Annotated in this window: 1 protein-coding gene; it reads right to left on the bottom strand. The window is 55.9% G+C overall.

Annotated features, from left to right (window positions below):
• Positions 1-247: 247 nt before the first annotated feature.
• Entirely contained in the window at positions 248-12424 is a 12177-nt protein-coding gene (locus tag FOA19_RS04155) for a DUF7948 domain-containing protein (RefSeq protein WP_149089512.1), read from the bottom strand.
• Positions 12425-12957 lie beyond the last annotated feature (533 nt).

Here is a 12957-nt window from a genome sequence, read left to right on the forward strand (position 1 = left end):
TTGCGCACTGATGCATTGCGAGATTCCCCTCCTGGGAGGGGCAGGGGTGGGTTCTCGTTCTAAGCCAGTTTTCAATTAATCAGGCTAAAAACAGTTGAAGTTGATTCCCGTTTCGCGGTTGATTTTCTGAAAACAGGCCCAAATCAAAAGAGACTTCCTTCTCAGTTAAAACGCCATTTGCTAAACTATAAAAACAAGAAAGGAGACCATCTTCATGGTCTCCTTTCTTGTTTGAAAGCAACACTACTTATTGCCTAATCACCTTGTTGTAGAAAATCTGATCCTTGTCAATCAGGCGCATGAAGTAGGCACCGGTGGCCAGGCTGCTCAGGTCAAGCTCGGTCTTGAACAATCCGCCTTGTACTTTCACCTCTCGTTCCAGAATTGGCGTGCCCAAGGCATTGTACAGGATGATGGTTACTTTCTGCGAGCCTTTCTCAGACAGGTACTCCACCTGGGCCTTATCACGGGTTGGGTTCGGGAACAGCTTCACGTAGGTGTTGTTGAGGCCGTACGGCGAGTCTGTGATGTCGTTCTTGGTGGTGGCACTGGCCACGGCGGTGTAGTCAGACTGCGCGCTGGTGGCGTTGATGGCCTTCAGGCGGTAGTAGTACGTGGTCTTGGTGGCGAGTCCTTTGTCTGCGTAGGCGATGGTGTTGGCGGGCAGCGTGGCTACCACGGCAAACGGTCCGGCTGCAGAGAAGGCTCTTTCCACCACCACCCCAGTCTCAGAAACGGTGTTGTCGGTCCAGGTCAGGTTGATCTGAGTGCCGGATATTGCTTCCGCGGCCAAGGTGCCAGGTGCCAAAATCACTGGATTCACCGCGATGGCTTTAGACACCGAGGCGCCGCAATTTCCGTCCACCGTGTAGGTAATAGTGAAGGTTCCGGTGCCTACCAAAGCAGGGTTGAAGGTTCCGTTCACCACGCCCATGCCGGCGTAGGTACCTCCTGCCGGCGAGCCGCCGGTCAGGGCAAACGGCGCGGTGGTCTCGGTTACCGGGGCCAGGTTCGCCAGGGTCACCGCCGATGCCGTGGTCACGGTTACTTTCTTCGTGACGCTGGTGGTACAGCCGTTCACGGGCACGGTATACGTCAAGGTGTGGGTTCCTTCGCCAGCCGTGGCCGGGTTGAATGTTCCGTTGGCACTTACACCCGTTCCGCTCCAGGTTCCGCCCGCCGGGCTGAACCCGGTTAGGTTGAAAGCAGCCTGGTTCTGGCAGACGGTCTGGTCGGCGCCTGCGTTTACCGGTGCGGTAATGCCCACGGTGAAGGCTTTGTCGCTTACGTCTTTCACACTGGTGGAGGTCGCGTCTTCCACCTTGATCACGAAGTTATCAGAAGCCGCCAACGTGGCCGGCACCGTCCAGTTAAGCGAGCCGGTAGCGGCTTGACCTGTGGCGATGCTCTGGAACGTCTGGCCTCCGTTAGATGAGTATGAGACGTTCACGTTCTGCACGCCCTGGCTCCCCCACGCAATCTTGACAGGAGTACCCGGACAATACTGCTCGCTGCCGTTCGGCTGCAACACGGCCACTTTTTTGGTGTTATCCGTGCCTTTCACCAGGAGACAGGCCTCGCCGGTCAGCTTCATCGGCTCCAGGTTTCCTACGTTATCCCTGCCTATGGAGAAGAAGCAGTAGGTTCTGCCCGGTTCGCCCTTGAAGGTGTAGGCTGTGCCTGCGCTCAGTTTGGCTTTCAGGATTGTGAAAGCTCCGCCGTTCTCAGACACGTACAGGTCATACGACTGTACGCCGCTTCCCTTCGCCTCGTCCTGGATGGTGATGGTTACCGGCGTAGTCGCTTCCACTAAGGCCGGCAACGCCGACACCTTAGATTGAGGGGCTTTCGCGTCCAGGATGTTTTGGGCTCGGTTTGTGATAATTGGGTCATTTGTATCGAAAACAATAGAACCTCGGGCATGAATGGTGTCTCCGGTCACGGCCGTGTTCTTCGGCAGCACGGTGTAGGTCACGTAGCCTTCGCCGGCACCGCTGGCGTTGTTTTTAGGAAGGAAGCCTTTCAACGGATCGGCGGGCGGTAAGCCGGTGGTTGGGTCAACGGTCTGCAGAATCCAGAACGCCTCGTTCTCCACTACGTCTACCCCGGCGGTCACTTCCACGTTGTAGCCCACTGAATCTGCAATGACCAGAGTAGTCTGGTAACTGGCCAGATCTGCCGGCACGTTGAAGTTGAACGGACCGAACCCGAAGGAACCCAATCGGAAACTCAGCGGATCCAGGTCTTTGTCCAGCGGCACGGTAACCTGCACGCGCTGCGCCGGCGCCGAGGCCTTGGTAGAGTCATTCTCATACGTCACTTTGTAGCCCATCGGCACGGTGGAGGACACTATTCGGTTCGGCCCGAAGCCCACCGGCCCAATGATCTCGTTCGGGTCACAGGACGCCACGATATCGGTGCAGAAGAACAACTTCCCGAAGCAACTGGCCATGTTGATGCCCAACTCCAGCGCACTGGAAGAGTTAAAGCAGCCAATGAGGTCAATCACAAACTGCACATCGCGTTTCCGGTCTCCTTCTGGTAAAGAGCAGCTATAGATGGATAACCCGAATTTACCGGCATTGAGCACCGCGCTGGTAATTACCAACGGCGTAGGTCCGCCTTTCACGATGCCGATGGTGGTGTTCACCGCATCACCCACCCCACCAATAATGGCACTGGTGTAGCACTCTGAGGTAGCCGTGGAAACTGAGCCAATTACCGCCGAATACGGATCACTGGCGCCGGTGCGCACTTTCACCATCTGGTTCAGGAAGTCCAGTCCTTTTTTACAGTCATCCTCAGAGAAAATGGTCTCATCACACTTCTTAGGTGTGGTGGGCGGTTGGTTGTCCTCCGGATTCTGCGGCTGTGGCCAACTAGGAATATACGACTTGCTGTACCGGTAAGAGCCCGGTCCTTTTGGTCTGGACGTAGGTTTTCTGTGCGGAGGGGTTCCCGGCGGAGTTCCTGGAGGCGGACCTGGTTGCTCAGGACCTACCGGACCAGTCGGGCCTGTGGGACCTTCCGGACCTGGGCCTTGCGGACCCGGGCCACCTTCGCCGCCTTCACCACCAGATCCGCCGCCCGGGCCACCCGGACCACCTGGGCCTCCAGGACCGCCCGGACCCGTTGGCCCACCGACTCCGCCTTTTCCGCCCGCGCCACCGGCTCCGCCGCCAGGGCCGCCGGCGCCACCCGGTCCGCCAGCACCAGGGCTCACAGTACCTGAGCCAGGGCCGCCTTGTCCGCCGGGAGTACCAGGTTCTCCGTATCCACCAGGGGCACCAGGTACGCCCGGTTCTCCCGTTTTGGGCACATATGCGGTAAAACACAGGTAAAGCGTATTGCCGATTACTTTCACCGAGAACTTCCCTTTGTAGGTGTAGTTGTAGGCCACGAAACGAGACGTGTCAATGGCGAACTTATCAGCTGAGAAACCAGTGATGCCGCCCTCGGCTACGGCAATGGGCCAGCATTTGTCCACGGCTGGGTACCAGCCTGCCAGGTAGCTTGGGTAATTGTCATAGTCCAGCGAGGAAACCCTGATCACGAAGGGGTTCTGCGCCGTGGCGGTGATGTTCAACCGGCCGTTGATTTTCACCAGATCCCAACCTGGGTCTGCCCCGGCATTGCCGTTGTACTTGTTGATTTCCCACAGATAATCCTGCCCCGGCGCAAACGTAGCCGTTGGCATGAGGGTGGAACCTGGGCTGGCGCCCGGATCGTAGTCAAACGCCATCACCTCGGGGTTCTGGTCCTCTGACTGCGGCGGCTGCGGATTGGAAGGTACCGGCCCGCAGACAGGACAAGTGTAGTCAAAGCCGGTGGTGTCTGCAGAAGAAAGCAATCCGTTGGAAATAAGGGTAGCCATTACGGCTTCGCCGAATTTCCGCTGATTTCCGGCCAGCGTGAGCAATCCTTCCACCTGATCGGCTTTCAGTAGGGCTGGGTCAGCAAGAATTGCCCGGCGGGAAATCTCTATCTGCTCACTCAGGTTGGTCATAAGCGTGCTCCTGGAATACGCCAGCAATTTCACTGTGAGCGGGAATCTGTTCAGTTTGAAATCCTTGAGGCCTACGTTGAGGGCAATGGTCATCTGCTCGCCCGGGGCCACGTTGCGGGAGATAAACGGTACTTCCTTTGCGCCGCCCACCACGGTGTAGTCGGTATTAGGAATGCCCGGCGCGATGGGCCAGTCAGAACCGGTCAGGAACTTGCCTTCGATTTTCTCTACTGTCACGTCTGCATCGCCCAGCACGGTAAGCGTACCGTGCAGTACTGGGATGTCCACGTTGGAGGTATTCCGGAAGGAGAAGGTGTACAATCCGCCTTTGCCCCGGCGCAGCACGTTTGGTGCCTGTGGCACATAGTCTACGGCATATTTACTTGCGGCTTCCACGGTTACTCCTTTGGCCAGCGTCTGCTGCTGGTTGTTGGGGTTGGTGGCTACCACGTCATAGATGCCTTTGGGCGTATTGGCCAGACTCCAGCGTAGTTTCAATTCCATGCTGTTGACCATCTTCACCACCTCGGCGGTAGCGGCGGTGGTTCCGGTGTTGCCTTTCAAGATGATGGTAACGCCCTGCCGGAATCCGGCACCCAGCAACGTGCTGCTCACCACGCCCTGGCCCATGCGGTTAGGCGTGATGCTCATGATGGAGAACGGCAGCGCTTTAGCCAGCAAGGTCACGTTCTGGCTACCCCCGAATCCTGAGGAGGCCCTCACCAACACATAGTAGTTCCCGGCTTTGGTCTGCGGAATGAGTACTTTTTGGTTGGGTCGGTTGACATCGGTGTACTTGAAGTCAAAGTTGGCGGCGGTAGGAATGCGGTTATAGGCCACATACACCTCGTTGAGGCCGTAGTTCTGGTCACTGGTCAAGGTCAGGAGCAGGTCCTGGTCTGCCGTAACGGCTACCTGGTAGAAGAGCTGATCGTTAAGCTTGAGCGGCGCGATCTCCGGCACGTTCAGGAAGAGGGACTTGATCTTGACGTTAACCGGTGTGTCTCCTACCTTCTGGTTGTTGTTGAGGTCACTCTCATGCACGGCATTGCTGGAGTTGGCCAACAGAATGCCCTGGTAACTGTTGGGGAGTATGCCGGGTACCGGAGCCATCAAGGTGCCGGAGACGGTCTGACCCGGCTCCAGGTTGATGCGGGTCTCGCCGTAGTTGATCAGTATGTCGGAGGCCGCGTTCAAGGTTGCATCGGTAGACAGGAACGCGCTGTTTCGCAGGTTCCCTACGGCGGCCACTGTGCCCACGTTCTTCACCGTGTACGCCGCCTGCAGGTTCTCGCCCAGGTACACACTAGGCGTCAGGTTCACTTTCTCCACGATGAGATCAGCCGGAGGCGCCGTGGTGATCTTCAGCGGGATGGCGATGGACAGGTTATTGTCTTCCTTGTCGTGCTCAAAGACCATGTCCTGGTTATCAGTGCGCACAAAGAGGTAATAGTCGCCAAGAAGATACTTGGGAATATCCAGTTCCACACTGTCTGTATAGCTGGCACCTTTGGCCAGGGTAACAGTTCTCACCTTGCTACCCAAATTCTGGCTCGTAGCAGTGGACGCCAGCGCCGGATCAAGCCCCAACCAGATGGCATCGTGCCAGTAAGACCGGTCACTGAGTTTGCTCACGGCCGTTCCCTGCCCCTGGTTTGTCACGGTAAATTTCACCTTCAGGTATTGTCCTGCAAAAGCCACGTTTGACGCCTCAATCTTGGATACCACCAGATCAGCGGCCGGATTAGAATTCAGAGTGATTTCCTTTACCTGCAGGTTGTTGGTCCTGTTCACCTCGTTGGAGATCAGTTTACCAGGGTCTGCCAGATGGATGAGGTAATAGGTGCCAGACAATCCTCTGGGGATCTCTGTTGTATAGGTGGCGTTGTAAGAAGCGCCCGGCTCTAAACCACTCACGCGGAAGCTCTTAGAGAAAAGCACAATATCGGCGGGATCCAGTTCTCTATCTTTGGAGAGGTATACCCCGTCTGCCCAGGTGGACACAATGGGGCTGCCGTTGCCTTTGTTGAAAACATTCCAATCCAGTTTAATGGACGTTCCGGCCTGCGCCACAGTTGGGGCGGCTAACCCGGAAACCTCCAGGTCTGGTTCCAGAGGAGCCAGCTTGATCCGCACCTTCGTCCCGAACCCTTTCAGGTTGTTGGTCTCGTCTGTCTCGTAGATCCTGTTACGGGGGTCTGTCTGCACAAAGAAATACGCGTCACCTTCCATGTTGGGGGCTCTTACCGTCAGTTCCCGGTTCTGGGTCTGAGAAGGCTCCGGCTGGCCGGTGAACCGCTGGGTCCCAATCTCCCGGGTTGGGTCCCAGGTAGCCGTGGTGGAGTAGGAAACGGCATCCTGGTACTCAGCGCCCGGCCTGCCGGTACCGCTGTTTTTGACCTGATATTTGATTTTGAAGTCTCTTCCGGCAATGACCTCGGTAGGCATCTCCACGTTGAGTACCTCCAGCTCAGCGTAGTTACCGGCCGTGATGGTAATCTGCTTGTCGCTGCGTTTTAGGTTGTCATTTGTAAAAGTGTGCTCAAAAACCTTATCGTCTTCATCGGTGACCAGGTAGGCGTAGTAGTTCCCAGCAATGCCTTCTGGTATCCGGATGCTTTTGGTCTCGGTGTAGGTTCCTTTGGCGCCTACAAAGTCAGGTTCCGGGGTCTGGTAGAACTTACCCAGGCTAATGCTGGCCTCTTTGTTGAAGGTGGCTTCTTTGGAGATGTACAGGTGGTCGTGCCACACGTTTTCAATGGCCCTTGGTGCGGAGGCGCCGCTATTTTTCACCGTCCAGGAGAAAGTAGCTTCGGCTCCGGCTACTGCGGTGTTGGGCACAGTTACGGCCGTGACTTCCAGATTGGGCGGTGGGGTGAGTTTGATGGTAATCTCGCCACTGGCTTTCACGTTGTTGCTGAGGCGGGAACCTTCGTCTACTCCATCTTTATCGGCGGCTACCACAAACACGTAGAACTTCCCTACTTTATTGATGGGCAGCGTCACCGGTGCCACCAGGTTGTAGGTTTCATTTTTGGGGAGTGGAATACCGGTAAAGTTGCCGCAGACATCTTTCTGCGTCTTGCTTTTCAGGCTCACGAAGGAGTAACCCAGATAGATATCATCTGCGGGTGAGAACTGGTCATCTGATGACAGGTAGATGCCGTCTATCCAATAATGGTCATAGCAACTGGCGGCTGGTCCTAATCTGGCCCCACGTCCGCCCACGACTTGTGTCTGGGGCATCACGCCGCTGGCGTAGGTTTTCTTGCCCAGGGCACTTGCCTCCCCAATATTCTGCACCGAGTAGGTTACGTTGATGGTGCTGCCATTGAAGATATCCGTGGGAGTACCTACGGAGAGCACTTTTAAGTCGGCCGTAGGGCCTACCTGGATGTTGAGGGTCTGGTAAACAAAGTTATTCTGCTCATCTGCTTCGTGAAGGGCTTCCTTTCCTGCCAGTCTGCCTTGCGGGCATTGGTCTCCGGTGAGGGCTCCGGCGCAGTTGGCGTGCTCGTTATCCGTGATTACGAACAGGTAATAGGTACCTGGCGTGGCGGGCAGCGTCACATCCTGCACTTGCTTATAGGACTGGCCTGGCTGCAGGTACGTCACCTGCGGGAAAGTACCCAGCAGTTGATCCTCATCGCGGCGCAGGTCAAGGTCCGTGGACAGGTACACCCGATCCACCCACTGGGTGTTTCCGGTACCGGTCTTGCCAGTGTTTTTCACCTCCCAAGTGATAGGAATGGAGGAACCGCTAGTAGCCGTAGCTTGGATAGTTTTGCTTACAATGGTAAGGTCTGGCAAGGGGAACGTGCGGAAAGTCTGCACTGGTCCTTCGGTCTGGCGGCAATTGTTCTTAGCCACCACCTGCCACTTGTACACCACATCAGAAGTCAGTTTTTGCCTAAGCGTATAGGCTGCGCCTACAATGTTGGAAGCCGTAGGGAACTGAGGACGCGCCGAAGCGGTTTCCGGCCAGATGTACACATCATAGGAAGTGGCGTTGGCCGCTGCGTCCCAGGTGAGCGGCGTGGAAACAAGGATGCCCTGGGCGCCGTTGGCAGGCTTCATGTTCGTCACCGCAGCTGGGTCTACTGGATTGCCAACGACCACGGTAAGGGTCTGCGACTGGCCTGCCGCTCCGCAGGCGGAAACCGGCGTCACGGTAATGGTATGCGTCCCCAAAGTGGTCCAGTTCACCGTGAGGGTAGCACCGGTTTCGGTTTTGGTGCCACCGCCAGACAACGTCCAGGTGTAGGTGGCGGCATTTGAGTTTTTCGCCACATATTTCCAGGTACCGGGGCAAACGCTGGTTAACCCCTCAATGGCTTCAGGCTTTTCTGCGGGAAGGCAGTTGGCTTTGAACGTCTGCACCGGGCCGTCTTTCTCATTACAGCTGTTCTTAGACACCACCTGCCACTTGTAGGTTACCCCGTAGTCCAGCCCGCTAGTTACCCTGAAACTCAGGTTGATCAGGTTATCCTCAAAGGGGAAGTTAGGTCTGCTGGTGCCGTTATCTGGCCAGATGTACAGGTCATAGGAAGTAGCGTTGGCAGCCGCACTCCAGCTAAGATCCAGCGGAATCAACACGTTGGTTTTACCGTCCTCGGGCAGCATGTTGCTCACCATTCCCGGGGCAGATAGGTTCTGCACGGTTACCTGGATGGTACGGGCAGGACCAGCTTGTCCACAACCCACCGATGGCGTAACAGTAAGGGTATGCGTGCCTGCTTTGGTCCAGGTGATTTGCACTGAATTGCCCGTACCAGACACAATTCCGGCATCCCCCGCCGACCACGTGTAATTTACCCCATTGACATTGGTGACGCGGTAGTCCTGCTGCTCCAGGCAGACCATGGTCTTCCCGCTGATGATGCTGGGCTGGGCCGGCGTTACGCAGTTGATGATAAAGGTCTGCACAGGTCCATCGGTCTCCTGGCAGGCGTTTTTAGACACCACCTGCCACTTATAGGTAATGCCGTTGCTCAGACCGCCGGTGAGCGTATGAGTCAAGGTCTGCAGGTCGTTGCCGCTAGGCGTAAAGGGCCGCGTGGTACCATCGCGCCAGATATACACGTCATAGGAAGTAGCGTTGGCCGCTGCGGTCCAGGAAAGGTTCAGGGGTAAGGACAAATCCCCGATGCCGTTAGTGGGTTGCATATTACTTACCGCGGCGGGCGCCTGCATCTGCGTGACGGTGATCTGCACCGAACGCGCCGGCCCGATGGTACCGCAAGCCAGGGATGGGGTTACGGTCAAGGTGTAGGTACCCGGCGTAGCCCAGGTGATCATGGCAATGTTGCCAAAAGCCGTCATAGCACCGCCTCCGGTCAACGCCCAAGTGTACGTTACTCCAGGCACCGAAGGAACAGAATAAAACTCGGCATCAGGGTTCACGCAAACCGGGGTTTTACCGGTAATGAGGGCAGGTTGCGTAGGTGTGGTACAACCCAAGGCAAAGGTCTGCTCAGCGCTCTCGGTGGTCTGGCAGTTGGTTCTGGCTACTACTTTCCATTTGTAGGTTACCCCATTTACCAATCCCGAAGTAACCGTGAAAGTGGTTCCGGTGAGGTCATCCTCGTAAGGCCGGCTAGGCGGAACCGGTGAATTGGCGGCCCACAGGTAGAAGTCATACGAGGTGGCATTGGCCGAGGCTCCCCAGGAGAAAGTAAGCGGCAACGAAAGCCCTCCGGCATTCTGTGCCGGCACCAGGTTGGTGATGGCGCCCGGTTTGGGACTGGTGACCACGTCTACCTCAAAGGAGGTGGTTTTACCGGCCGGTTCGCAGTCGCTGGTGATTTTAAGGGTAAGCGTGTGTTTGCCGGTATTCGCCCAGTTGACGGTCACCTCAGGCCCAGCCGCCGAGACGATGGTACCTTCCGCCGAAACTGACCACTGGTAGGTGGCGCCTTCCACTTCATAGACGGAATATTTCCCTTGGCCCACGCAGTTGTTTTCCTCCTCCTGGTCCAGGTAATCGGGCAGCACGATTTTGGCGCAGAAACTTCTCTCCACCGCGGGCGCCGGTGCGTACGTGCTGTTCCCGCTTTGCTGGGCCGTCACGGTCACTTTTCCGAAGCCTTCTATCCAGAGGATGTTTCCGCTCAGCACCTGTGCCGGACCGGCGGCAGTGTAGGTTACCGGCAACCCGGAACTGGCTTTGGCTTTCAGGGTGATACTCCCCTCTCCATCCCGGTCCTCCAGCGGCGCGAAGTCAATGGTTTGGGCGGTCTGGCCGGTAGACAATTTACCATTACCGGTTAACTGCAGAATGATCACCTTTTCGCCGCCATCACTGTTCCCCTGGCTGTAGCCGCCCTGATTGGTGACCACGGGCAGGTCATTGCTATGAGAGGAGCCCACAGACACTACGTTCCCCTCGGCATCGGTGGCCACGCCGTTCAACGCATCGTCTTGCAAGGAGCCGTAGTATGTGGCCCATTGCCGGGCCCCGGCCGTATTGAATTTGAGCAGGAAACCATCTGTGTAGTCTTCTGAAGAACCTTGCAATTGGTTATAGCCACCAGCGATGGTTTGGGTAGGTAAACCGGTGCCCTCGGAGACACCTACCACGTAGATGTTGTTGCTGCGGTCGGCTATAATGCTTTTGCCGTAGTCTCCCTGCGGACCGCCGTAATAGGTGGCCCAGGTGCGGGCACCGCCGTTGGTGAACTTCAGGATAAAGGCCTCTTCCTCGCCACCAGCCTGGGCTTGGTTGTAGGCGCCGCCCAAAGTCTGAAGGGGGAAAGAGAAGCCTTCGGTGGTACCAGTGACCAGCACGTTGTTGGCGCCATCCACGGCAATGCGGCTTCCGTAATCTTCACCCGTGCCGCCATAGTAGGTCGCCCACTGACGCACACCTCCGCCCGAGAACTTCAAGATGAACGCATCTGACTCGCTGGAGGAACCAACGCTGGGTTGGTTGTAAGCGCCGCCCAGATTCTGCACGGGCATGGCGCCATCGGCTTGGCCCGTTACCCAGATGCTGCCGTTCTGGTCGGTGGCTACGCCGGTGGCGATTTCCTCATTTCTGCCGCCGTAAAAAGTAGCCCACTGGCGTACGCCGCCCGAGCTGAACTTAAGGATAAAGGCATCGTCATCGCCTCCCCTAGTGGGTTGGCTGTAGCCGCCAGCCGGCGCCTGGATTGGGAAGTTGTTGCTGTTGGTGGAGCCTACCACAATGATGTTGCCGGCGCCATCGGTGGCCACGTCATTTCCTTCCTCGCTCTCGGCCCCGCCGTAATAGGTGCTCCAGAGCCGGGCGCCGCTGGCGCTCAGTTTCAGGATAAAGGCATCCTCAAATCCGTTCAGGGTAGTCTGCTCAAAACCGTCGTTGGCCAACCGGGGCAAATTGGTGCTGGAGGTGGCTCCCGTCACAATCACGTTGCCGTTACCGTCCACCGCCAAACCATGTGCAGTCTCATTGCTCCCGCCCCCGAAAAAGGTGGACCATTGCCGCACACCGTTTTTGTCAAACTTCACCACAAACGCATCATAAGAGCCGCCATGCAGCGTCTGGTTGTAGCCGCCCCCTACGGTTTGGGTAGGAAAATCCTCGCTATAGGTATTGCCGGTGAAGTAGATATTGCCCGCTGCATCAGTGGCCACATCAGTGGCTTCCTCAAACAACGAACCTCCGTAATAGGTGGCAAAAGGGTCTATGACCAGGTCTTTCCCCGTGTCATAGTCCCCCACGTTGAAACCGATGTTATTTTTATTTTTCAGCGTGAAAGCGGAGGTCACCGCCTGCGCCGAACTGCCTTCCTTTCCGTTCTGCTGATACGTGTAAGGCGCCTCCTCCTGGATGCTTCCCAGCGGATGCACAATCTGGAGTTGTCCTTTTTTGTCGATGCTGATATCCGTAGCCCCCGCATATTCCATCTGAATATCCGAGGCCTTGCCGCCTGGGTGGACCACGAAATCATATTTCACACCCTTGGTGCTGGCATGGAAAACCAGGTCGATGTTGGGATAGACCTCCTGGTAGACCAACTTCTGGAAAGCCGGAACACCCGTAATGCCCTGAGGGCAATGCGGGAGATAGTAGTTGTAGAACTCCTCGGCCTTCTGCTCGCTCAGGATTTTTACCTGCGGGTTTCCGTTGACCAGCTTCATGACTACTTGCTGCTCTTTCATTGCCTCCTTCCCAGCGTTCTTTCCCGTCTTGCCGCTGCTTTCCTTTTTCTGGAAGTTATAGATGATCTGGTCTGCGGCGAAGTAGATGGTGGCGCCTTGCACCATGGCCACATATTCTATTTCCTGCTGCAGGTTCCGCTTCTCCTTTTGTATCTGGCCTCGGTTTTGAATAAAATGGACCGGCTTGGTCGATTTCGGGGTTGCCGCCTGCACCCGTAGCAGGGTGAGCAGAAACAAAAGCAAGACAAGGGAAAATCTGGTAGAGTAACTTTTCATTGGCAAAGGGTAGCTGAGGGAATGAGAAAGGAGTTTCAAGAAACCGGAAGACTAGGCAATACCCTTCCAGGCAGCTCCGGACATGGATTTTTTCCACTACCCGATAGCGCTGGGCTGGTACAAGAAAGAAGGACTTTTGGTATTGAAAAGAGCTGATTTATCTTTTAACCAGATAACATAGGGCAGATGGCATTATAGATGGTAGTCTTACTGGAATTAGATGACAGACCAAACCCAGCAATCCCCTATATGCTTAATTAAAAATTAGAAATGTTTAATTACAGGAGTTCTGGTATAGAACTAAGCCTATATTTAGATTTCCTGCATGGCCTGTTAAAGGAGAAGTGCACCTAAGTTTTATATTTCGAGGCTGTTTTGTAAAACCCGGCGTAAAACTCAGGAGATATTGTTGTGATAAGATTTAACTAAGGTTTGTCTGTCCGCAGGAAAAGCCATGCACCTGAAAACCTGAATATCCCAAGGGCTCTGCTGATTGTTTCTCGGGCGTTTTCTTAAAATCAAGCTGAAAACAG

The sequence above is a fragment of the Rufibacter hautae genome (assembly GCF_008271695.1).
GTDB lineage: Bacteria > Bacteroidota > Bacteroidia > Cytophagales > Hymenobacteraceae > Nibribacter > Nibribacter hautae.

Excerpts from the sequence above, each read along its gene's own strand:
- FOA19_RS04155 (WP_149089512.1), bottom strand. The coding sequence starts at position 12,424 with ATGAAAAGTTACTCTACCAGATTTTCCCTTGTCTTGCTTTTGTTTCTG.